Raw genomic sequence first — 20,833 nt, 5'->3', positions numbered from 1 at the left:
GAGTGTTCGTTCCATCTGCGGCTTTGTCCGCGGATGGACTTGGTGCAAGATGTCACGACCCTTGACTCGATCCATCTCATGAAATTGCACCTTTGTACTAGCGCAGTTGCTATTGGCCTTCTGTGTTCGGCGCATGTCAACGCTCAGTCGCAACCCTCCAAGAAGATTGAGGCTGATTGCTATGCGCAGCAGGCCGCGCTTGAAAAAGACATGCGTGCCGCTCGTTCGAGAGGGCAGATGCTGCGTCGGCGCCAACTCCAGGAATCCCTGGACGCCTTGCGAAGCCGCTGCGATGAAATCGCCTCGCAGGAAAGTCACGAAGCGCGCGTCATGCGGCAGAAGAATGTGGTCCTGCAATTGAGGCTCGATCTTGATCGCGCCGAAGAGGATTTGCGGAAGCTCGTGGCTGAGAAGAAGTAGATCGGAAGTGGAGAAGTAGGGGCGCCACCCGCCTGACTTCTCCGGTCTAAGACGCGGCCGCAGTCCGGAAGTCGCAAGTGCAGCGAGTGAAAGGCGCAAACAATGGCACAAACCGAAATCACAAAGAAAAAGCCCGCTACAAAAATGTAGCGGGCTTTCCAGAGGCCTTGCGGCTTGTAGTGGCTCCTCGACCTGGGCTCGAACCAGGGACCTACGGATTAACAGTCCGGCGCTCTACCGACTGAGCTATCGAGGAACAAGCCTCAAATTATAGCGTCGTTTTTTGGCTTTTCAGACTCGACGCAACAACCTGCATTTTTTTCATCCCAAGTTCGACGACGTTCGCATCATGGTCATCAGTCGGCCCGCAGCGGCTTCGGGATCGGGATCGGAAATGATCGCGCGCACCACCGCCACCGACCCCACACTTGTCGCCAGAACATCGGCCATGCGTGCCGCATCGATACCTCCGATGCCGACCTGCGGATAGCCTCGCAGCAGCCGAGCGTAAGCATCCAGTCGTGCGACGCCTTGTGGTGCCGTGGCCATCTGCTTCAGGGTAGTGGGATACACCGCACCCATCGCGATGTAGCTCGGGCTCACGGCATCAGCGCGCACCATCTCCGCGTACCCGTGCGTGCTGACGCCAAGGCGGAGGCCCGACGATTGGATCGACTTCAGATCCTGTGGTGTCAGCGCGTCGAGGTCTTCCTGACCGAGATGAAGGCCGTAGGCTCTCGCCTCGATGGCTGCACGCCAATGATCGTTGATGAACAGAAGACTCTCCGTGCCGCGCACCGCTTCCACCGCCGCGCGGACCTCTTGGGCAATTGCTTTCGCGTCTTTCGATTTGAAGCGCAACTGAACAGTCGGCACGCCAGACTTGGCCATGCGCCCCACCCATTGCGAATCTGGCAGTACGGCATAGAGGCCCAACTTCTGCGGACACTGGGGGAACGCGTCTTCGCGAGAAGCGGGCGGGAATGCCCTCATGCCGAAGTCGACCGGGTTGTCGGGCCACGCGTTTGCATCGAAGGTGCCGGTGCGTCGCGTTTGCGCATCCCATGCATTTGCAAGGCACTCGGCGTCGACTTCGATAAAGCCGAATGCGGCGCATGCTTGCTTGGCGCCGCGATAGACGCTTCCTGTCGACGAGAAAGCATCGGCCGTGTTGCTGCTCTCCCCAAAGCGACCTGCGTGCGCCTTGACGATGGCATGTGCGATGGCGCTCGCGTCTTCAGGCGAATTCATGATGTTCATTGCGTCCACCGCATTCGGGGTTGATATTCAGGCTTGATGCCAGAAGGGGGTCCCAAGCACCGGCGTGCTCGGCTGAGCAGAGAGCTGTGCGGCCATGGCGCCGGCACGATGCGCCTCTCGACCGGCGTGCACCGCGTCCGCGAATGCACCCGCCATGGCGACCGGATCTTGGGCGAGTGCAACGGCAGTGTTGAGCAGCACGCCGTCGTAACCCCATTCCATGACTTGGCAGGCGTGAGACGGCAGACCGAGGCCGGCATCGACGAGCAGCGGCACCGTCAAGCGCTCGCGCAGCATCTGGAGCGCATATGGATTGACCGGCCCGCGGCCGGTGCCAATTGGCGCTGCCCAAGGCATCACGGCCTGACATCCGACATCGACGAGCCTTTGGCATAGCACGAGGTCTTCGGTGCAGTATGGCAATACCTGAAACCCGTCTCGGATCAATTGCGATGCGGCATCGACCAGGTTCAGCGTGTCGGGTTGGAGCGTGTAGTCGTCGCCGATGAGTTCGAGCTTGATCCACGGCGTGTCGAACAGTTCGCGCGCCATCTGCGCCGTGGCGATGACTTCCTGCACGCTGTGGCAGCCAGCAGTGTTGGGCAGCACCGGCACATCAAGTCGCCGCAGAAGGTCCCAGAAACCGTTGTCGCTGCCGGATGTGCCCGACGCCGCCGTCTGGCGGCGCAGCGAGGCGGTCAGCATCGCGGGTCGCGCCCTGCAAACCGCAGCTTCGAGGATATCCGGCGATGGGTAACGCGCAGTGCCGAGCAGAAGGCGGCTCTGAAAAGGCTGCCCGTACAGCACGAGCGGGTCATTCGCGGGGTAAGAGGAATTCATGGTGTTCTCAGCCGCCCGTCACCGGACGGATCACTTCAATGCGGTCGTCGGCGTGCAGCGTGTGCGACGAGTAACTCGATCGCGGGACGAACTGGCGATTCACTGCCGCGGCGAAAGGCGGCGTGGCGTTGATGAGGCGCAGCGCGTCGACGAGCTTGGATTCGGGCGGGAGCGTATGAGGAAGGTCGTTGATCAGAATCTTCATGAGATTGCCTCTTCCAGGCCGGCCGGCAGATCGAAACGGCCAGCTAGGGTCGAGTGCCCGTTCGCGAGCATCTCCATCGCCATATCGAGAATGGCGGGTGCGATCATGAACCCGTGCCTGTACAGGCCGTTGATCTGCATCACACCGGGGCGCGGGTGGCGCACGGCTGGCAGATTGTCGGGAAGGGTGGGACGGCATTGTGTCGCGATTTCGATGATGCGGGCCTCCGCGAAGCCGCTATGCACGGAATACGCTGCGCTCAACAGTTCGAGCGTGGAACGCACGCTGGCGGGCGACATGTCATCCGACTCGATCTCGGTCGCTCCGATGACGAACACGCTCCCAGGCTTGGGCGCGATGTAGAGCGGATATCGCGGATGCACCAGTCGCGTCGGGCGTCGCAGCGTGACCTCAGGTGCGTGCACGCGGATGACTTCGCCGCGCACGCCGCGAATCGCGTTCCACTGAGGACGCGCGCCCAGGCCCCTGCAGTCGATCACGCGTTCGGGTTGGCCCGGCGATCCGGGCGCGAAGTCGTCGAGCGTGCGCGGAGTGTGCCAGTGCAGGCGCACCCCAGGCAGCGCTTGGAGCGTCTCGAGCAAAGCGGCTAACAACTCGCGATTGTCGAGTTGGCCTTCGCCTGGCAAGAGCAGGCCTTGCGCGAATCGCCGCCCCAATGAGGGCTCGACGGCAACGATGCCTTCAGCGTCGAGCGTTTGCATGGCGGGGAGATCAGGCACTGCCGCGCGCGTCCCGGCGAGCACGCGCGACAGCCGAGACGCCTCCGCGCTGTCCTGCCGATGCCACAGCACCAAGGTTCCTTCGCGCTGGAAGAAGACCGGCCCGGCGAGGGATTCGATCAACTCGGGCCAGCGTTCGAGTGCGTAGTGGCCCATGCGCACCACGGAAGGCGGCGCCACCGCGGATTCGGCCAGCGGCGCCAGCATGGCGGCGGCCACCCGCGCTGCGGCGCCGCCGGCGTCGGGGCCTGCAGCATCGAACAGGTCGACCTTGCAGCCAGCTTGCGCCAGTGTCACGGCAAGCAGCCGCCCCATCAGACCGGCGCCGATGATGGCTGCGGACCCGAAAGGAAGACTGAGCCCGATGCGCTTGTCAGCCTTCACGCACCCCTCCGGCACAGTCGTTGATCGCGTGGTCGATAATTTTCGACATGACCAATGCATTTTCCCGCTATGCGCGCGTCCTTTCGATCGCCGGCTCCGACAGCGGCGGCGGCGCGGGCATTCAGGCCGATCTCAAGACTTTCTCGGCCCTGGGTTGCTACGGCATGACGGCCATCACTGCACTGACGGCCCAGAACACCTTGGGCGTGACGGGAATCCATGGCGTGCCGCCGGCCTTCCTCAAGGCGCAGATTCAGGCGGTCGTCGAAGACATCGGCGTCGATGCCGTCAAGCTCGGCATGCTGCATGCGCCCGAGATCGTCGAAGTCGTCGCATGGGCGATCGATCACTACAAACTGCCGAACGTCGTGCTCGACCCGGTGATGGTGGCTACCAGCGGAGACAGGCTGATCGCAGCGGAAACAGTGCAGGTCTTGGTACGCGAACTCTTTCCGCGCGCGGTCGTGGTGACGCCCAATCTCGATGAAGCGGCATTGCTGATCGGTCATTCGATCGACGGCGCCGACGCGCTCGACGACGCGGCAAGTGAGCTGCTGGCGCTCGGAACGACTGCCGTCCTGCTCAAGGGCGGTCATCTCCCGGGCGACGACGTGGTCGATCTCCTGGCACAGGCGAACGGCGATCGATTGCGCCTGGCTTCGACGCGCATCGCCAGCCGCAATCTTCATGGCACGGGATGCACGCTGTCGTCCGCCATCGCGTCGAACCTGGCGCTTGGCTATGACTTGCCGCAGGCTGTCGAGCGCGCGCGCGGCTATGTCGTTGCCGCGATGGCGGCCGGCGCTGATGTGAAGATCGGTCGCGGGCATGGGCCTCTCAACCACGGCTTTGCGCCAGTGCCGACCGTCCGCCTGCCGGCGCAGGGCGGGTGATCCATGCAAACACGAAGGTGATCACGAGCGTCGGCAGCGCGGACCCCCAGCGCGGAGCCCATGCGGCGCAGGCGTGATAGACCACGATGCCGCCGATCCAGATGGCGGCGGCAGTCCAGTCCACCCGCCGCGTTTGCACCGACTCGACCAACGTACCGAGGCCGAGCCGCCCGAGAATCACTCCGTACAGCGGCACGAAGACCGAACTGAGCATCAGGAGAAACGGCTCGAGCGAGTGCATTGGCAACACCAGTGCGAAGGCAATGCAGACCGCCGCGACCAGCAATCCCCAGCGGCGAATGCTCCAGCGCGGCATCAGGCTATGAGCCGAAACAGAGCCTGAATAGACATCCCCATAGGCGTTGTCGAGTTCGTCGACCAGGATCAGACCGAGCGCGACCAGCCCGCCTTGCGCCAGAAGCAGCGCGGCCAGCATGTCCGTGCCGGGGTCGGCCACACTCACCACCATCACCCCCAGTGCGTAGCACCAGATGTTGGCCACGGCATAGCCGAACCATGTGCCGCCGAATGCGCCGCCCAGCCCACCAATGGACCGCTTGCCGTGACGTGCGTAATCGGCCACCAGCGGGAGCCAGGACACCGGCATCGCAATAACCAGGTCGAGTGCTCCGAACATGCTCATGCTGCCGTCGCCGGGCCTTGTCCAGAATGATTCGAGCCCCTTCGCATGAAGCCGTGCAGCGAACTGCCAGCTCAGCCATATCAGCGACAGCACGACCAGCGGCAGGCCGAACCGGCTCACGAACCGTCGAACAAGCTTGACCATCGATCCAGAAAGCAGGGCCAGGAGCACGGCGCCCCAGAGGAGTGTCGTTGCGACCGCGCCCACTTGTCCGTCCAGCGACCAGCCAAACGCCTGCCTGCCGATGGCCTGGGTGCCCTCGCGCATGATCACGATCTCGAAGGTGGTCCAGCCGATCAGCTGCACGATGTTCAGGACGACGGGCAGTCGGGCAAATGCGCTGCCGTAGGTCGCATGCATCAAGCCGGCGCTCGCCAGTCCGCTTTCGCAGCCGACCCGCGCAGTCCACGCCAGCAGACCTGCGCCGATGCACGAACCCAGCACAATGGCGATGGCCGCCTCGCGCGTGCCGACCGCGGGCACCAGGTAGGCGCCGATCTGCATGACCAGCAAGCCCACGCCAAGACTGAACCACAGCGCCATGTGGTCGTGCCATCGGAAGACGCGTCCGGATTCGCGGAGCGGCGTCAGCGCCTCATTGGCGCCTGTCGACGCCTGCTCGTTCTTTGTGTGTGCCATCCATTTGCTCCAATGCAAATTGTTTGGCAGGTGGGCGAGGCGACGGCGGCACGACAGGCACGCGAGAAACGTGACGGCCGCCGGACCAGCTTCCCTGCGCGAGGATTACCTCAGTCAGGTTCAAAGGGACTCTCTCAGCCGGTACACCGCAAACGGCGGACCGGCACCCCTAGCATTGCTTCAATCTGGCGAAGCGGATCTGATTGTAGAACTGTGCGGCGGATCGATGAACCGGTGCGACAGCTTCACCAGCACCCAGAACACTCCCGTGATCGCCACTGCCAAGACGAAGCCGCCGAGCACATCCAAAGGGAAATGAACGCCCACGTAGACGCGTGCCCATCCGGTGACGATCCCGATCAAAAGGACCGCAAGACCGGTCATGCGCAGAGTCGGTCGCAGGCAGAGGATCAAGGCGACCGCGAACATGACCGTTGCGTGTGTACTGGGCATTGACCCGCGTGCGCCGTGCTCGATGTAGCTTGGGCTCAGACCCGCGACGAAGGGCCGAGGCATATTGATGGCGGCGGCTATGGCGTGGGCAACCACCGATGCGGCGGCTGCTGCGACCAGCGTCGCAATCACATATTTGCGCTGCGAAGGGTGACGCCAAGCGGCCCCGATGACCAAGGCCCCGCAAAGCCAAGCCGTGCCGACCGCCAAAAGAGATGCGATCCACAGGATCTGCGGATGCGGCGTGTTGCCGGCCGCCAGCCAGTGAAAAAGCGAGACATTCAACTCCTGCATGCCTCGCATCCTAGCGGCAAGGTCAATGCTGGACCCCGAGCAGCGTATGCAGTCGCGTGCTGGTGGTCGTGTACTGCAGCGGGATCGACTTGCCCGGAAAGACGACGGCTGTCGCGCCCCAAGCCGCCAGGGTCGCTTCGTGGAAGCCGCAGACGATCAGCTTCTTCTTGCCTGGATAGGTGTTGATGTCGCCGACCGCGAAGACGCCCCGTTCGCGAGTCTCGAACTTTTCCGTGTCCACTGGTATTTGCTTGCGAACCAGTTCCAAACCCCATTCGGCGATAGCACCCAGGCGCGGCGAGATGCCGAGGCACCCGATGAGCGCATCGAATGGCACGGACACGGTCTGCGCGTCGGGCGTGATGATCTGCAGATGGGCGTCGTCAAAGGCGGACGGCTGGCCGATCGCGAGCTGGATCGACCGCGCCGCGACGTGTGTCCGCAATGCTGCGACGTTGGCATCTTCAGCCTGGAAGACGTCTCTTCGATGAAGCAGGGTGACGTGCCGCGCGAAGGGTACCAGCGCCAGTGCGGTCTCAAGGGCCGCATCGTCGCCGCCATTGACGACCACCCGCTGGCCGGCAAAGCGATCCAATGCGTCAGGGTGATAGAAAAGCTTGGTGCCTTCCAGTTCTTCGATGCCCTCGACGGCAATCCGCTTTGGCACGAATGCGCCGACGCCGGCCGCTATGAACACTGTCCTGGCAAGAAACGCGGTGTTCCGCGAAGTGGTCAGGAGGAGGCGTCCGTCGTCCTGGCGCGCCAACGTGGCAACCTGCTCACCGAAATGGAAGTGGGGCTTGAAGGGCGCGATCTGCTGCACCAGCGACTCCGACAAGCCTCTACCAGTGGTCACAGGCGTGCCGGGGATGTCGTAGATCGGCTTGTCGCCATAAAGCTCGACACATTGGCCGCCGGCCCGGGGCAGGGCGTCGACGATATGGAAGGAGATTTCGAGCAGGCCGAGTTGAAAAGCCTGGAACAGCCCGACCGGACCCGCGCCGATGATCAGCGCGTCTGTCTCGATGGGGGCTTGCGCGCTCAGCGCACGAGCTCCGAAATCTTGCCGGTCTTGTCTTTCCACTCTTCGGCGTCAGGCAGCGCGGGCTTGCGTTTGGTGATGCTCTTCCAGCCGTCGGCCATGGCCAGCTCGGCATTGAGCTTGATGAAGGCGATCTGGTCACCGGGCAGATCTTCCTCGGCGTAGATCGCGTTGACCGGGCATTCGGGAATGCAAACCGCGCAGTCGATGCATTCGTCGGGGTCGATCACCAGCATGTTCGGACCTTCGCGGAAGCAATCGACCGGACAAACGTCAACGCAATCGGTGTATTTGCAGCGGATGCAGGATTCGGAGACGACGTGGGTCATGGTGATTGCAAAGCGGGAAGGTAAGCGGGAACCGGCAATTTTAGGCGTTTGCGGCAGGCCGCACGAGGACGGCTGCGGAAGTCCGATGCGAAGCGGTGTCTACCAGGATCAGGGAACCAAGCGCACGCGATTGCGTGAAAGGCAGCACGGCCAGAGGCTGTTGGAGGCTGAGCACCACGTCGCCAATCGCATTGGCTTCGAGCCGGTCGGCCGGCTCGGAATCCAGCGTGGTGATGTTGACGCGATCCACGATGCGCGCCACCTTCGCCTTGACCCAGCGATGGCCCTGCAGCGCCCAGTAGACGCGGCCCGCCACGAGCGGTTCGTCGTCGAGCCACGCGATGGTGGCGGTGATCTCGCGCGACGGTTCGAAGGCGCCGGGTTCCAGCAGCCAGTCGCCGCGCGACACGTCGAGTTCGCGGTCTAGCACGATGCCGGCGCTGTGACCCGCATGCACGGCTTTCGGCTGGCGCGTATGGCTCAGCACCTGCGCCACCGTGGCCGTCTGGTTGCCCGGCAGGACCGTCACGCGTTGTCCCGGTTCGATGTGGCCGCTGGCAACTCGGCCCCAGAACACACGGCGACCGCGCGATGTGTCCGCCGAAGCAGAGAACTTCTCCACCCATTGCACCGGAAACGCAAAAGGCACTGCTTCGTCCTGCGCCGTGACCGGCAGTTTCTCGAGCAGTTCGAGCAGGCTGGGACCTTCGTAGCCCGCCCAGTCGGCGTGCCGAGAGGCCACGTTCCAGCCTTTGAGCGCCGAAATCGGCACCGTGGCGGCGACCTGCACGCCGGCGGCTTCGGCAAAGTTCGACAGCGCGGCCGAAATCCGCTCGAACGCCAGTTCGGCATCGTCCATGGCGTCGAGCTTGTTCACGGCGAACACAATCGACTGCACCCGCAGCAAATGGCAAAGCAGCGTATGCCGGCGCGTCTGCGGCAGAAGCTCGCGCCTCACTACTTCCCCGTCCCCGCATTCGGCAGCCCAGGCCAGCTTGGTCGCATCGACCAGCACCACCGCCGCATCCGCGCTGGAAGCCGCGGTCACCATGTTGCGCGTGTACTGCTCATGCCCCGGCGCATCCCCGATCACGAACTTGCGCTGCGCCGTAGAAAAGTACCGATACGCCACGTCAATCGTGATCCCCTGTTCGCGTTCGGCCGACAACCCATCCGTCAGCAGCGCCAGATCAGTTTCACCCCCCCGCTGAACCCCCGCAAGCTGGTCCTGCAGCACCGTCTTGCTGTCAACCAGCAGCCGCCCAATCAACGTGCTCTTGCCATCGTCCACGCTCCCGCAAGTAATAAACCGCAGCGCAGCCCCCGTCTCGGCAGCAGTGTGATCAGGCAAAGCAGCAATCGAAGTAGTCATGATCAGTTCAATTCATCAGCGGCGCGTAGGCCTTATTCGAGAAACACCGCGGAACCGGCTTAGCCGGGCCGCTGGTGTTGCCCCCGGCAGGGGGTAGGCGGCCACACGAAGTGGGCAAGCCTGGGGGCGAGTCAAAAATACCCGTCTTTCTTGCGCTTCTCCATGGAAGCTTCCGAGGTCTTGTCATCCATGCGTGTGGCGCCGCGTTCGCTCACATCGGCAGCGAGCGTTTCGACCACCACGTCGGCGGCATCGGACGCGAGGCTTTCGACTGGGCACGTGCAAGTGATATCGCCCACGGTGCGGAAGCGCACGTCACGCACTTCGACCTGTTCCCCGTCGCGCGGCGGAGTGAGCGCGGTCACCGGAACCAGCAGCCCGCGCCGCTCGACTACTTCGCGCTTGTGCGTGTAGTAGATCGACGGCAGCGCGATGTTTTCGCGCTCGATGTATTGCCATACGTCGAGCTCGGTCCAGTTCGAAATGGGGAACACGCGGAAGTGTTCTCCGGGAGAGAGGCGCGTGTTGAACAGCGTCCAGAGTTCAGGCCGCTGGTCTTTGGGTTGCCACTGACCGAAGCTGTCGCGGTGCGAAAAGATGCGTTCCTTGGCGCGCGCCTTTTCTTCGTCGCGGCGTGCACCGCCGATCAGCGCGTCGAAGCGAAATTCCTCGATGGCTTCGAGCAGCGTGACCGACTGATGCACGTTGCGCGATTCGTCAGGATGCGCAAGGCGCACCGTGCCGCGCTTCATTGAGTCCTCGACGTTGCGCACGATCAGTTCCGCCCCGAGTTCCTTGGCGCGCGCATCGCGAAAGTCCGTCACTTCGGGAAAGTTATGGCCCGTGTCGATCATCAGCAGCGGGTAGGGGATGCGGCCAGCGCCGAAAGCCTTCTCCGCGCACTTGAGCAGTACCAGCGAATCCTTGCCGCCCGAAAACAGCAGCGTCGGCCGTTCGAAAGAGGCGGCGACTTCGCGCAGGATGAAGATGGTTTCTTCTTCGAGTGCGTCCAGTTGCGTGTTGGACAGGCGCGCAAGCGACTGCGAAGTTTGCAGCAGCAGATCGTGTTCGGTACGGGCGTTCATGAAATGGGGCGCTCAGAGATTGAATCGAATGCGACGTGGGACATCAATGCGCGAGGTGCAGACCGCACTCGCGGTTGTCCTCGCCCTTGGTCGGATCGAGGTAGTCGAAGTTGTTGGGCAGTCCATGCGCCTGGCAGTAGGCGTGCAGATCCTTGGAAGACCAGTGCAGCAGCGGTGCGACCTTGATCAGTCCGTCTGGATTGATGCTGACCGGATCCATCTGCGCACGCACGGCGGTGTCGGTGGCCCGCAGCGCGGTGAACCAGACCTGCGGCGACATTTCGCGCAGCGCGCGCGCGAAGGGCTCCAGTTTCACTTCCTCGGTGAAGGCGGCGTGGCGCGGATCGTCGAGCGTCGGTGTCGGACCTTCCACCGCTTCGCGATGCGCTCGCGAACGCCGGGGCACGAAGATGCGCAGATCCAGGTTCAGCAGCTTCGTCACCTCGTCGGCGAAGCGATAGGTGGCGTCAGTGTTGTAGCCGTTGTCCATCCAGACCACCGGCACGTCGGGTTTCGCGCGCGTGACCATGTGCAGGATCACCGCCTCGAAGGGCCTGAAATTGGTGGTGATGATCGCCCGCCGGCCCAGGCCGATAGCCCAGTCCACGAGGCCCTCGGCGTTGCGGCCGAGCTTGGCGTTGATTTGTTCGAGATCGATGTTCATTTGGCGAAGGCAACCGTTCAGGCGCGCTTGAAGATGGGTGTGGCTTGCACCGCGTCGCCCTGGTAGAAGGCCGCGAATCTGTCGAATTGGCGTTGAGCCGCGGATGCATCAACGCCTTCCTTCAGAACGGCGCTGGAGAAACCCATGCGCTGCATCTGCACCAATTGGTCGACCAGCACGTCGCCAGTCGCGCGAATCTCGCCCTTGAAGCCGAGGCGGCGACGCAGCAGGAATGCCTGGCTGTAGGCGCGCCCATCGGTGAACTTCGGGAAGTCCAGGTCGATGCGCTCCACGTCGTCAAGGCACTGCTCGATCGCGAGTGGATCGGCGTCGTTGGACAGTTGCAGCACGGTCGGATCGCCGTTGTCGATGTGATCTTCGGCAGCGATCAGTTGAAGCGTCTTGTTCATGCGGCCACCTCGACCTTGAAGCGCGCGCCGTTCGCGGCGGCCTTGAAGGGCTCGATGCCGACACGCCGCAGCGCATCGATGAAGGTTTCACCCGCTTCCCGCGTATCGCGGTAGGTGTTCAGCACGGCTTCGATCACGTCGGGCACTTCGGCCGCCGAGAAAGAAGGGCCGACCACCTTGCCGGGCTGCGCCGCGCCGCTGAGTGCGGAACCATCGGAGCCGCCGAGCGTGACCTGATACCACTCCTTGCCGTCCTTGTCGACGCCGAGAATGCCGATATGCCCGCTGTGATGATGGCCGCACGAATTGATGCAGCCGCTGATGTGCAGGTCGATTTCGCCCAGGTCGTCGAGCTCGTCCAGGTCCTGGTAGCGCTCGGTGATGGCTTCGGCGATCGGGATCGAACGCGCATTGGCGAGCGCACAGAAATCGCCGCCGGGGCAGGCGATCATGTCCGTCAGCAGGTGCACGTTGGCGCTGGCGAAGCCGGCTTCGCGGGCAGCCAACCAAAGAGCGTGCAGGTCTTCGGCATGCACCCATGGCAAGAGCAGGTTCTGGTCGTGCGTGACCCGGACCTCGCCGGCACTGAAGCGGTCGGCCAGACGCGCGGCCGTTTCGAGCTGTTCGGCCGATGCATCGCCGGGCGCCTGCAAACGGCGCTTGAACGACAGCGTCACGGCGCGCAGCGACGGGTTCTTGTGCGGCGCCACGTTGCGTGCAAGCCAGCGTGCGAACATCACGTCGTCGGCAGCCTGCGCGCGCAGGTCCGCGTCGGTTTCCTCGGCGCTGCGGAAAACGCGGGTCGCGAGCGTCGGCGGCACGAAAGACGCGCTCACGCGGTCCAGCTCGGCCTGCGTGATGGTGTGCGGTGCGCCGTCGTGCTCGACGATCTGCTTGTATTCAGCCTCGACGTCGTCGATGTAGCGCTGGCCTTCGGCCTTCACGAGGATCTTGATGCGCGCCTTGTAGATGTTGTCGCGCCGGCCGTAGCGGTTGTAGACCCGAACCACCGCTTCGAGGTAATTCATGATCTGGTTCCACGGCAGGAACTCGCGCAGCACGGTGCCGATGATCGGCGTGCGGCCCATGCCGCCGCCGACCTGCACGCGAAAGCCCAGTTCGCCCTTGTCGTTCTTCAGCAGATGCAGGCCTACGTCGTGCCAGCCCGTGGCGGCACGGTCTTCGGTGGCGCCGGTGATCGCGATCTTGAACTTGCGCGGCAGGAAGGCGAATTCAGGATGCAGCGTGCTCCACTGCCGCATGATTTCCGCAAAGGGGCGCGGGTCGGCGATTTCGTCGACGGCGATGCCGGCGCGTTCATCGCTCGTGATATTGCGGATGCAATTGCCGCTGGTCTGGATGCCGTGCATGTCGACTGAAGCCAGAAGCTCCATCACGTCAGCCGACTTCGACAGCGGAATCCAGTTGTACTGGACGTTCTGGCGCGTCGTGAAGTGCGCGTAGTGCGTCGGCAGCTTCTGCGAGCCGAGCTTGCCCTGGGTGGCGACGGCGTTCTTGTAGACCTCGGCTTCGGGTGCGTCGTACTCGCGGGCGATCTTTGCGAGCACGCGCAGCTGACGGCTCGCCAGTTCGCCGTAAGGCACCGCCACGCGCAACATGGGCGCATAGCGCTGCACATACCAGCCGTTTTGCAGGCGCAAAGGGCGGAACTCGTCTTCCGAAAGCTTGCCGGTTTGCCAGCGCTCCAGTTGGTCGCGGAATTGCGCTGCGCGCAGGTGCACGAACTGACGGTCGAAATCTGTGTATTGGTACATCGTGTTTGACTTGCTGGAAGGCGGTGCGTCCACGGCCCGCCGATGCGAGGCACGAAATGTAGAAGCGAGCCTTATGGAAACGAACTATTTTTTGGTTCGCGCCTTATGCGGATAAGCATATTCACCAGGTTTCATGCGGGTTTGCGGGCGATTGGATGCTTATTCCGGATAAGGCGAGCAGCGAGCCGAATCGCCGCCGCGCACCCGAAACCGGGCTCGGAACGTGAGCGATTCTAGGAACTGCGGCGCGCCGGCGCTCGCGGCAGATCGGCACGGCCGCCAGGACTCAACAGCAGCGCCCAGTGCCCTGGCCGTACCGCCGTTCGATCACCCGAGCGCAGTATTCGTTGCGTGACATCACCGGCGCCCCGGGATGCGTGGCTTCGGCGTGCGCAAGGTAGCGCTCATAGTCGGGCATGCCGAAAACCTGACGGCACACCGAACAGACGCTGCGCATGCTGCGTCCCAGCCAGCGATCGGTATCGCCCGCAGGCGTCGTTGCAGGCGTGTTCAAGGCATCGCCCCTTGCGCGCCAGAGAACGGCGGAATCTCATGCGCCGTCGGCTTCGACTGCTTCAGCGCCTGCATGCAGATCTTGGCCGCGAAGACGCACATCGCCACCACGAGCAGCACGAAGAAGCCGCACACGATCGCGTCGAGGTAGTTGTTGAAGGCGACCCGCTGCATTTCCTCGATGGACTTGGCCGGTGCGATCAGCATGCCTTGTGCGGCGGCATCGCCGAACTTTCGCGCCAGCGCCACGAAACCGATGGCGGGGTCCGGATGGAAGATTTTCTGCACGCCTGCAGTCAGGGTGGTGATGAGCAGCCAGGCCGTCGGCAGCAAAGTGACCCACACGTAGCGCTGCCGCTTCATCTTGACCAGCACGCTGGTGCACAGGAGCAGCGCGATACCGGCCAGCATCTGGTTGCCCACGCCGAACAGTTGCCAAAGCGTGTTGATGCCGCCCAATGGATCGACCACGCCCTGATACAGGAAGTACCCCCACATCGCGACGCACAGCGCGGTGGCGACAAGGTTGGCTGGCAGGAAGTCGGTATTGCCGAGCGGCTTGTAGACGTGGCCCAGCATGTCCTGGATCATGAAGCGTCCCACCCGCGTTCCGGCGTCGACGGCCGTCAGGATGAACAGCGCCTCGAACAGGATCGCGAAGTGGTACCAGAAGGCTTCCATCGACTTTCCACCGAACGCCTGGCCGAGGATCTGCGCCATGCCGACTGCCAGCGTCGGGGCGCCACCTGCGCGCGAGAGGATGCTGGTTTCGCCGATGTCCTTGGCAGTCTGCGCGATGAGGTCCGGCGTGATGGTGAAGCCCCAACTCGAGATGACCTGTGCGGCGTTTGCAGCGGTCGTTCCGATCACCGCAGCGGGTGCGTTCATCGCAAAGTAGATGCCCGGGTCGAGCACACTCGCGGCGGTCAGCGCCATCACCGCGACGAAGGATTCGGCCAGCATGCCGCCGAATCCGATGATGCGCATGTGAGATTCCTTTTCGATCATCTTCGGCGTCGTGCCCGAGGAGATCAGCGCATGAAAGCCCGAAACCGAGCCGCACGCGATCGTGATGAAAAGAAACGGAAAGAGCTTGCCCGAGAAGACCGGCCCCGTGCCGTCGATAAATCGCGTGGTGGCGGGCATCGACAACTGCGGCGCGACGTAGTAGATGCCGAGCGCCAGCGCGACGATGGTGCCGATCTTCAGGAAAGTGCTCAGGTAGTCGCGAGGCGCCAGCATCAGCCATACCGGCAGGCTGGCGGCGATTGCGCCGTAGATGATCAGCGCCCAGGCAAGCTGCGGGCCGGTGAGGGTGAACATCGGCCCCCATGTCGGGTCGCCCGCCACGGCGCGGCCGAGAAAGATCGATCCCAGCAGAAGCACCACCCCGAACGCGGACGCTTCGCCAACGCGCCCGGGGCGGATGACGCGCATGTAGAGCCCCATCAGGAGCGCAATCGGAATGGTCGCGAAGATCGTGAACAGCCCCCACGGGCTTCCCGTGAGCGCCTTGACGACGATCAGCGCGAGCACCGCCAGGATGATGATCATGATCGCCAGCACGCCGACGAGAGCCAGCGAACCCGGAACCGGGCCGAGTTCCATCTTGATCATCTCGCCGAGCGACTTGCCGTCCCGCCGAACAGAGGCAAAGAGCACGATGAAGTCCTGCACCGCGCCCGCCAGCACCACGCCCGCGAGGATCCAGATCGTGCCGGGCAGAAAGCCCATCTGCACGGCCAGCACCGGCCCCACGAGCGGCCCCGCACCGGCGATAGCCGCGAAATGATGGCCGTACAGCACCCATTTGTTGGTGGGCACGTAGTCCATTCCGTCGTTGTGCCGAACAGCCGGCGTCGCCCGCGAGTCGTCCAGGCGCAGAACCTTGTCCGCAATGAACTTGCTGTAGAAGCGATACGCGATGAAGTAGACGCACAAGGCGGCGGTGACCAGCCACACCGCATTGACGCTTTCGCCGCGGCCCAGCGCCAGCGCGGCAAACGAAAAGGCGCCGAGGATGGCGACGGCTGACCAGACCAGGAGGGATGTGAGCTTGTTCATCGCGCAGTCCTCTCAGGAAAAAACGTCCGCAACGTTTCGCGTCAGACGACCTTCACGCTGATGTCGTAAAGGCCGTCGATGTGCCCCGTCATCACATCGCCCGGCACCACCGGCCCGACGTTTTCGGGGGTACCCGAGTAAACGATGTCACCCGGGAATAGTTCGTTGTAGGTCGAGAGGTTCGCGATCTGTTCGGCCACGCTCCAGATCATCCGCGAAAGGTCGCTCGACTGCTTTGTCTGTCCGTTCACCTTGAGCCAGATGCCGCCCTTGCTGAAATGGCCGACCTGACTCACCGGATGCAGGTGGCTCACCACCGCCGAATGGTCGAAGGACTTGCCGATTTCCCAGGGCTTCTTCTCGTTCGCCATGGCATTCTGGAGGTCGCGACGGGTCATGTCCAGACCAACCGCGTAGGCGAAGACGCAGTCCAGCGCCTGGCTGGCCGGAATGTTCCGGCCGCCCTTGCCGAGCGCGGCGACCAGTTCGACCTCGTAGTGATAGTTCTTCGTCACCGGCGGATAGGGATGATCGATCGTCACCCCTTTCGGCACCAGTTGCACTGCGTCGCTGGGCTTCTGGAAGAAGAAGGGCGGCTCGCGCGTCGGGTCCGAACCGCGTTCGATTGCGTGCGCTGCGTAGTTCCTGCCGATGCAGTAGATGCGGCGAACCGGAAAGGACTGCTCGCTGCCCATTACCGGGATGGTCGACCCGGCGACGGCGAACATGGGCTTCCTCGCGTCCTGCGCGCCAGCCGTCGAGGCACAGCCGGAGAGCGCTCCCGCCGCCATTGCCGCGGTAGAGAGTTGCAGCATGGCTCGGCGATTCGTAGCGGTCATCGATTCAGTCTCCTTGTTACTTTTGAAAGGACACCATCATCCCGCCGACGCCCATCGATGCATAGGCTCATCGCCTATCGGACTGAACGGCTACGGCCTAAGCGGTATAGACCTACAGCGGCACCCGTAATACATAAGTAGTCTGCAAACCCGATCACAACCGAGGAAAAGTCTGACGTGGCGCAAGTTCAAGGACGCGAGATGACGACGCTGTACCAAGCAGTCGTTTGCAGTCGCCTGAGGGTCGAGCAGGCGCGCGGAGAGCTTGTCGAGGCGCTCGGCGATTGGCTCTGCGGAAGCGGTACTCCGCCCGGCGTGCGGGAGATCGAAGCACTCGCGCTTCTCACCGCAGCGCAAGAGGAAGCCGAGGCCGAATATGCGCGGCACATCGCGGTCCTTTCCAATGCACTGGTCGCACGGCTGCGGCGCAGCCGAACGCACCTGTAGCGGGTGCGCTGTGGGAGCCGTTCAGAACGAACCGAAAGTCGACCCGAGAACAATCACCGCAACCAGCGCCAACAGGGCGCCGACGATGCCGACCATCACGATGTCGAAATAGCTCTCGCGATGTCCCTGGCCGCACACCGCGAGCAGGGTGACGACCGCCCCGTTGTGCGGCAGGCTGTCCAGCGTGCCTGCGCCGATCACCGCGACCCGGTGCATCAGCGCAGGGTCGAGGCCGATCGTCGCCGCGAGTTGCATGTAGGTGCTGCCCAGCGCATCGAGCGCGATGGTCAGGCCGCCCGAGGCCGATCCAGTCAGCGCCGCGAGGATGTTGGTCGACAGTGCCAGCGACACCAGCGGGCCTCCGCCGATCCCGAGCACCCATTCACGCACCGCCTCGAACGCAGGCATCGCCGCGACCACGGCGCCGAAACCCACCAGGCTGGCGACGCCCACCACCGGCAGCACTGCCGCGTTGGCGCCTGCGTCCACGGTCGCGCGCAGCGACGGCAAGCGTTTCCAGTTGAGCGCGATCAGCACCACGATGGCCACCGTGAGTGCCACCAGCACGGCCCACACGCCGCCGACGTTCGCCAGCGTGATGCCACCGAAGCGCGGCTCGGAAAGGAAATCGGTATCCATGCGCGGCAGGACCACCAGCGCCATCACCAGATTGACCAGTACCACGATGGCAAGCGGCAGCAGTGCGACGACGACGCTGGGTTGCCCGGTGCCGTGTTCGCCGTGCTCGATTTCCGCGGGATCGAAACTGCCTGACGTCGTTGCACGTTCGCGCACGACAGGGTCTTCGGACGCGCTCACGTGCTTATCCAGCGCCACCGCGCCGTAGCTTTCGCCGGCCTGCCGCGCGGACCCTTCAGCGCGCCGCAGCCACCACATGCCGAAGCCGAGCATGATGGCCGAGGCGATCAAACCCAGCCCCGGCGCGGCAAAGGCCGTGGTGCCGAAGAAGGGCATCGGAATTGCGTTCTGGATGGCGGGAGTTCCAGGCAATGCCGACATCGTGAAGGTGGAAGTCCCCAGCGCGATCGCCGCCGGCATGAGGCGGCCCGGAATGTCCGCTGCGCGGAACAGCGCCTGCGCCATCGGCGCCAGCACGAAGAACGCGACGAACAAGCTGACGCCGCCATAGGTCACGAGCGCGCCCGCCAGGACGACGGCGAGCATGGCGCGCTTCGGCCCGAGCTTTTCGGTCATAAAGCGTGCGATTGTCTGCACCGAACCGCTGTCGTCCATCAGCTTGCCGAAAATCGCTCCGAGCAGGAAGAGGGGGAAGAACTGCGCCAGGAAGCCGGCCGCCGAGGTCATGAAAGTCTGCGTCCAGTGCGCGAGCAAGGGCTCGCCGGCGAAGAGCGCGGCAATGAGGGCCGCCATCGGCGCCAGCACCAGAACGCTCCAGCCCCGATACGAGAGCCAGATCAGCAGCCCGAGGCCGACGAAGATTCCTGCGAGTCCCATGCTTCAGACTCCTTCGAGCAGCGCGTCGAGGTCGAGCGTCGAACGCTTGCCGATGTCGCCTGCATGCGCATCGATAAATGCGGTTGCCGAGCGCCGGCCTTCGTCGCGCAGCTTGCAGAGGAACTCCCACTCCGCGATCAGCTTGGATGAGTAGCCGAGTTCGAGCATCGCGTCCGTGGAAATCCGGTGAATGCGCATGCGCGCCCAGGCTGCGCCTTCGCCGTGACCCGGGTCCGCCACCTGATGCAGCATCGCGACCATGCGCAATTCCTTCAGCAGCGGCGAGTTGAACGAGATTTCGTTCAGGCGGTTGTTGATCTCCTGCGCCGAACGCGGAATGCCGGGACGTTCCACCGGGTTGATCTGCACGAGGATCGTGTCGCTCGAACTGCATTCACGGATCAGCGGAGTCATGGTCGGATTGCCCGCATAGCCCCCGTCCCAGTAGGGCTCGCCATCGATCTCGACCGCATGGAACATCGTCGGCAGGCAGGCCGATGCGAGCAGCACGTCGGGGCCGATCTCCGCATTCCGGAAGACGCGCCCGCGGCCGGTGCGCACGTTGGTCGCGGTCACGAACAGCTTGATGGGGGAGGAGGCCAGCCGGTCGAAGTCGATCAGCTCGGCCAGGATGCCGCGCAATGGATTCATGCCCCGCGGGTTGAGGTCGTAGGGCGACCACAGGCGCGTCGCCATGTCGATCGCCATGAAGGCCGGCGAATTGTCGAGCGTCCAGCGGCCGCTCATCATTTCCATCCAGCTGCGGCGGAAAGGACTGAAGCGGGCCGCCTCGGAAACGCCGCGCCAGAAGGTCTCGAGCGATTCGCGTGCGCCATCGGCACCCGCCCTTGCATGGCCGCAAGCCAGCACCGCGGCGTTCATCGCGCCAGCGGACGTGCCCGAAATGCCGTCGATCCGAAACCATGGCTCTTCGAGCAGCCGGTCGAGCACGCCCCAGGTGAATGCGCCATGCGAGCCACCGCCTTGCAGTGCAAGATCGATCGGGAGAGTTTTCAAGGGGAGACCTCCAAGGCCGAAGCCATTGCTCAAGCGGACGTTGTAGAGAGAGGATGCACGCAAGCAATGGCCGAGCCAGCTTGCCGGAGTGAGGCGACGGGCATCAGGCGGATATGCGCCGAATCACGACCGAGGCGTCGAGCCCTTCATAGGCGCCTGGCTCGCCATACCAGGTGCCGGAGATGGGCGCCGCGAGCGCCGGATCGCGCGCCACGCCCACGCGGATCAACTGGTTGCCGCCGAGGAAGTTGTTGGTCGGGTCGAAGGCCACCCAGCCCGCGCCTGGCAAGTAGGCTTGAAGCCATGCGTGCGTGCTGCCGGCGCCTGTGACGGAGCCATCGGCCGAGTCACTAGCGACTTGCGTGTCGAGTGCGGCGTCGTAAAGATAGCCTGTGACAAAGCGCGTCGCGATGCCCAGTCGGCGAGCGGCTTCCATCATCAGCAAAGCGTAGTCGCGGCAACTGCCGCTGCCGAGAGCGAGCGTCTGCAGCGGTGTCTGCGTGCCTTCCTCGTCGCGCGCGGCGTACGTCAGGGTCTGTCCGATGTGCGCGTTCATGCGCTTGAGCACGTCGAAGGTGGCATTGGGCGCATCGATCTGGAGAAACTGGTGGGCCCAACGGATCAGCGTGGCGTCGGGATCGTCGTGGTGCGGGCGCAGGTAACAGTCGAGGTCGAAGCGGTCTTGCAGGGAATACGCAAACGGAATGACTTCGGCCGATGGGTCCAGCGCCAGCATGTCGACGGTGCTGGGCACGTGCTCGATCGTGAAGCGGCAGACGATGCGCAATTCAGTCGCTTCGCCCAGCGGATACACGAGCGCGACCGAATTGGAGTGAGGGTCCAGGATCATCCGTACGTTGGCTGTCGGGCTCACCTGCAGGTCGGTCGCGAGCACACGCAAGTCATGGCTCTCGCGGGGCCGAAACATCACGCGATGCATCCCGAAGGTGACGGGCGCCCTGTATCTGTAGACCGTGGTGTGCGTGACGTCGTAGTGAATGGGCATGCGCGCATTGTGCTGCGCGGAAG

At 63.8% G+C, this 20,833-nt stretch carries 22 protein-coding genes, 1 tRNA gene and 1 riboswitch; of the genes, 3 read left to right on the top strand and 20 right to left on the bottom strand.

Features of this window, described 5'->3' with window-relative positions; all coding sequences use genetic code 11:
• Window positions 1-78: 78 nt before the first annotated feature.
• On the top strand, window positions 79-420 hold the full coding sequence (locus tag AC1DEK_RS16845; protein WP_478126415.1) for a DUF1090 family protein: 342 nt from the start codon (window positions 79-81) through the stop codon (window positions 418-420).
• A 180-nt stretch (window positions 421-600) separates the two neighbouring features.
• Here AC1DEK_RS16845 and AC1DEK_RS16840 read toward each other — a convergent pair.
• From AC1DEK_RS16840 to AC1DEK_RS16820, 5 genes are all read right to left on the bottom strand, one after another.
• Window positions 601-676: transfer RNA gene (locus tag AC1DEK_RS16840), tRNA-Asn, on the bottom strand.
• 65 nt (window positions 677-741) lie between these two features.
• Window positions 742-1,671: a thiamine phosphate synthase gene (locus AC1DEK_RS16835; protein ID WP_478126414.1), complete on the bottom strand. Its 930-nt coding sequence runs from the start codon at window positions 1,669-1,671 to the stop codon at window positions 742-744.
• A gap of 36 nt (window positions 1,672-1,707) precedes the next feature.
• A complete protein-coding gene (locus AC1DEK_RS16830) occupies window positions 1,708-2,520 on the bottom strand; it encodes a thiazole synthase (RefSeq protein ID WP_478126413.1) in 813 nt (270 codons plus the stop codon).
• A gap of 7 nt (window positions 2,521-2,527) precedes the next feature.
• Window positions 2,528-2,725 carry a sulfur carrier protein ThiS gene (gene thiS / locus AC1DEK_RS16825; RefSeq protein ID WP_478126412.1) on the bottom strand — a complete coding sequence of 66 codons (198 nt, stop codon included), beginning with the start codon at window positions 2,723-2,725 and terminating at the stop codon, window positions 2,528-2,530.
• Complete coding sequence (locus AC1DEK_RS16820) at window positions 2,722-3,849, bottom strand: FAD-dependent oxidoreductase (RefSeq protein ID WP_478126411.1); 1,128 nt, start codon at window positions 3,847-3,849, stop codon at window positions 2,722-2,724. The genes thiS and AC1DEK_RS16820 overlap by 4 nt, the downstream gene beginning before the upstream one ends.
• 47 nt (window positions 3,850-3,896) lie before the next feature.
• Here AC1DEK_RS16820 and thiD point away from each other — a divergent pair, with 47 nt between their 5' ends.
• The gene (thiD, locus tag AC1DEK_RS16815) at window positions 3,897-4,742 is read left to right on the top strand and encodes a bifunctional hydroxymethylpyrimidine kinase/phosphomethylpyrimidine kinase (protein WP_478126410.1); all 846 of its coding nucleotides are present in this window, start codon (window positions 3,897-3,899) and stop codon (window positions 4,740-4,742) included.
• Here thiD and AC1DEK_RS16810 read toward each other — a convergent pair.
• The 12 genes from AC1DEK_RS16810 to AC1DEK_RS16755 form a co-directional block, all read right to left on the bottom strand.
• Complete coding sequence (locus AC1DEK_RS16810; RefSeq protein ID WP_478126409.1) at window positions 4,687-6,024, bottom strand: purine-cytosine permease family protein; 1,338 nt, start codon at window positions 6,022-6,024, stop codon at window positions 4,687-4,689. The genes thiD and AC1DEK_RS16810 overlap by 56 nt on opposite strands.
• Before the next feature lie 74 nt (window positions 6,025-6,098).
• A riboswitch (TPP riboswitch) is annotated at window positions 6,099-6,205 on the bottom strand.
• Complete coding sequence (locus AC1DEK_RS16805; protein WP_478126408.1) at window positions 6,205-6,771, bottom strand: phosphatase PAP2 family protein; 567 nt, start codon at window positions 6,769-6,771, stop codon at window positions 6,205-6,207. Its footprint overlaps the riboswitch before it by 1 nt.
• Before the next feature lie 22 nt (window positions 6,772-6,793).
• Window positions 6,794-7,855 (bottom strand): NAD(P)/FAD-dependent oxidoreductase, encoded by a 1,062-nt coding sequence (locus AC1DEK_RS16800; protein ID WP_478126407.1) that lies wholly within the window; start codon window positions 7,853-7,855, stop codon window positions 6,794-6,796.
• On the bottom strand, window positions 7,813-8,142 hold the full coding sequence (gene fdxA, locus AC1DEK_RS16795) for a ferredoxin FdxA (protein ID WP_478126406.1): 330 nt from the start codon (window positions 8,140-8,142) through the stop codon (window positions 7,813-7,815). The genes AC1DEK_RS16800 and fdxA overlap by 43 nt, the downstream gene beginning before the upstream one ends.
• A gap of 40 nt (window positions 8,143-8,182) precedes the next feature.
• Window positions 8,183-9,514 (bottom strand): sulfate adenylyltransferase subunit 1, encoded by a 1,332-nt coding sequence (locus tag AC1DEK_RS16790; protein WP_478126405.1) that lies wholly within the window; start codon window positions 9,512-9,514, stop codon window positions 8,183-8,185.
• Window positions 9,515-9,645: 131 nt separating this feature from the next.
• On the bottom strand, window positions 9,646-10,599 hold the full coding sequence (cysD, locus tag AC1DEK_RS16785) for a sulfate adenylyltransferase subunit CysD (RefSeq protein WP_478126404.1): 954 nt from the start codon (window positions 10,597-10,599) through the stop codon (window positions 9,646-9,648).
• Between the two features lie 43 nt (window positions 10,600-10,642).
• The gene (locus tag AC1DEK_RS16780; protein ID WP_478126403.1) at window positions 10,643-11,263 is read right to left on the bottom strand and encodes a phosphoadenosine phosphosulfate reductase domain-containing protein; all 621 of its coding nucleotides are present in this window, start codon (window positions 11,261-11,263) and stop codon (window positions 10,643-10,645) included.
• A gap of 17 nt (window positions 11,264-11,280) precedes the next feature.
• The gene (locus AC1DEK_RS16775) at window positions 11,281-11,673 is read right to left on the bottom strand and encodes a DUF934 domain-containing protein (RefSeq protein WP_478126402.1); all 393 of its coding nucleotides are present in this window, start codon (window positions 11,671-11,673) and stop codon (window positions 11,281-11,283) included.
• On the bottom strand, window positions 11,670-13,448 hold the full coding sequence (locus tag AC1DEK_RS16770) for a nitrite/sulfite reductase (protein ID WP_478126401.1): 1,779 nt from the start codon (window positions 13,446-13,448) through the stop codon (window positions 11,670-11,672). The genes AC1DEK_RS16775 and AC1DEK_RS16770 overlap by 4 nt, the downstream gene beginning before the upstream one ends.
• Before the next feature lie 286 nt (window positions 13,449-13,734).
• Window positions 13,735-13,962 (bottom strand): YbdD/YjiX family protein, encoded by a 228-nt coding sequence (locus tag AC1DEK_RS16765; RefSeq protein ID WP_478126400.1) that lies wholly within the window; start codon window positions 13,960-13,962, stop codon window positions 13,735-13,737.
• Window positions 13,959-16,025, bottom strand: coding sequence for a carbon starvation CstA family protein (locus AC1DEK_RS16760; RefSeq protein WP_478126399.1), 2,067 nt, complete (start codon window positions 16,023-16,025; stop codon window positions 13,959-13,961). Before AC1DEK_RS16760 ends, AC1DEK_RS16765 begins: the two co-directional genes overlap by 4 nt.
• A gap of 41 nt (window positions 16,026-16,066) precedes the next feature.
• Window positions 16,067-16,864 carry a fumarylacetoacetate hydrolase family protein gene (locus AC1DEK_RS16755; protein ID WP_478126398.1) on the bottom strand — a complete coding sequence of 266 codons (798 nt, stop codon included), beginning with the start codon at window positions 16,862-16,864 and terminating at the stop codon, window positions 16,067-16,069.
• Window positions 16,865-17,041: 177 nt separating this feature from the next.
• Here AC1DEK_RS16755 and AC1DEK_RS16750 point away from each other — a divergent pair, with 177 nt between their 5' ends.
• Window positions 17,042-17,311: a hypothetical protein gene (locus AC1DEK_RS16750; protein WP_478126397.1), complete on the top strand. Its 270-nt coding sequence runs from the start codon at window positions 17,042-17,044 to the stop codon at window positions 17,309-17,311.
• A 21-nt stretch (window positions 17,312-17,332) separates the two neighbouring features.
• On the opposite strand, the gene AC1DEK_RS16745 is transcribed toward AC1DEK_RS16750, so the two are convergent.
• The 3 genes from AC1DEK_RS16745 to AC1DEK_RS16735 form a co-directional block, all read right to left on the bottom strand.
• Entirely contained in the window at window positions 17,333-18,787 is a 1,455-nt protein-coding gene (locus AC1DEK_RS16745; RefSeq protein ID WP_478126396.1) for a GntP family permease, read from the bottom strand.
• Between the two features lie 3 nt (window positions 18,788-18,790).
• Window positions 18,791-19,804 carry a patatin-like phospholipase family protein gene (locus AC1DEK_RS16740; RefSeq protein WP_478126395.1) on the bottom strand — a complete coding sequence of 338 codons (1,014 nt, stop codon included), beginning with the start codon at window positions 19,802-19,804 and terminating at the stop codon, window positions 18,791-18,793.
• Window positions 19,805-19,907: 103 nt separating this feature from the next.
• Complete coding sequence (locus tag AC1DEK_RS16735) at window positions 19,908-20,810, bottom strand: transglutaminase family protein (protein WP_478126394.1); 903 nt, start codon at window positions 20,808-20,810, stop codon at window positions 19,908-19,910.
• Window positions 20,811-20,833 lie beyond the last annotated feature (23 nt).

The organism is Variovorax sp. 10N420 (genome assembly GCF_056394705.1).
The sequence above is the reverse complement of the archived record's forward strand: the minus strand, read 5'-3'. Positions and strand labels throughout refer to the sequence as shown.

Excerpts from the sequence above, each read along its gene's own strand:
- AC1DEK_RS16845 (WP_478126415.1), top strand. The coding sequence starts at position 79 with ATGAAATTGCACCTTTGTACTAGCGCAGTTGCTATTGGCCTTCTGTGT.
- AC1DEK_RS16835 (WP_478126414.1), bottom strand. The coding sequence starts at position 1,671 with ATGAATTCGCCTGAAGACGCGAGCGCCATCGCACATGCCATCGTCAAG.
- AC1DEK_RS16830 (WP_478126413.1), bottom strand. The coding sequence starts at position 2,520 with ATGAATTCCTCTTACCCCGCGAATGACCCGCTCGTGCTGTACGGGCAG.
- thiS (WP_478126412.1), bottom strand. The coding sequence starts at position 2,725 with ATGAAGATTCTGATCAACGACCTTCCTCATACGCTCCCGCCCGAATCC.
- thiD (WP_478126410.1), top strand. The coding sequence starts at position 3,897 with ATGACCAATGCATTTTCCCGCTATGCGCGCGTCCTTTCGATCGCCGGC.
- AC1DEK_RS16810 (WP_478126409.1), bottom strand. The coding sequence starts at position 6,024 with ATGGCACACACAAAGAACGAGCAGGCGTCGACAGGCGCCAATGAGGCG.
- AC1DEK_RS16805 (WP_478126408.1), bottom strand. The coding sequence starts at position 6,771 with ATGCAGGAGTTGAATGTCTCGCTTTTTCACTGGCTGGCGGCCGGCAAC.
- fdxA (WP_478126406.1), bottom strand. The coding sequence starts at position 8,142 with ATGACCCACGTCGTCTCCGAATCCTGCATCCGCTGCAAATACACCGAT.
- AC1DEK_RS16790 (WP_478126405.1), bottom strand. The coding sequence starts at position 9,514 with ATGACTACTTCGATTGCTGCTTTGCCTGATCACACTGCTGCCGAGACG.
- cysD (WP_478126404.1), bottom strand. The coding sequence starts at position 10,599 with ATGAACGCCCGTACCGAACACGATCTGCTGCTGCAAACTTCGCAGTCG.
- AC1DEK_RS16780 (WP_478126403.1), bottom strand. The coding sequence starts at position 11,263 with ATGAACATCGATCTCGAACAAATCAACGCCAAGCTCGGCCGCAACGCC.
- AC1DEK_RS16775 (WP_478126402.1), bottom strand. The coding sequence starts at position 11,673 with ATGAACAAGACGCTTCAACTGATCGCTGCCGAAGATCACATCGACAAC.
- AC1DEK_RS16770 (WP_478126401.1), bottom strand. The coding sequence starts at position 13,448 with ATGTACCAATACACAGATTTCGACCGTCAGTTCGTGCACCTGCGCGCA.
- AC1DEK_RS16760 (WP_478126399.1), bottom strand. The coding sequence starts at position 16,025 with ATGAACAAGCTCACATCCCTCCTGGTCTGGTCAGCCGTCGCCATCCTC.
- AC1DEK_RS16755 (WP_478126398.1), bottom strand. The coding sequence starts at position 16,864 with ATGACCGCTACGAATCGCCGAGCCATGCTGCAACTCTCTACCGCGGCA.
- AC1DEK_RS16745 (WP_478126396.1), bottom strand. The coding sequence starts at position 18,787 with ATGGGACTCGCAGGAATCTTCGTCGGCCTCGGGCTGCTGATCTGGCTC.
- AC1DEK_RS16735 (WP_478126394.1), bottom strand. The coding sequence starts at position 20,810 with ATGCCCATTCACTACGACGTCACGCACACCACGGTCTACAGATACAGG.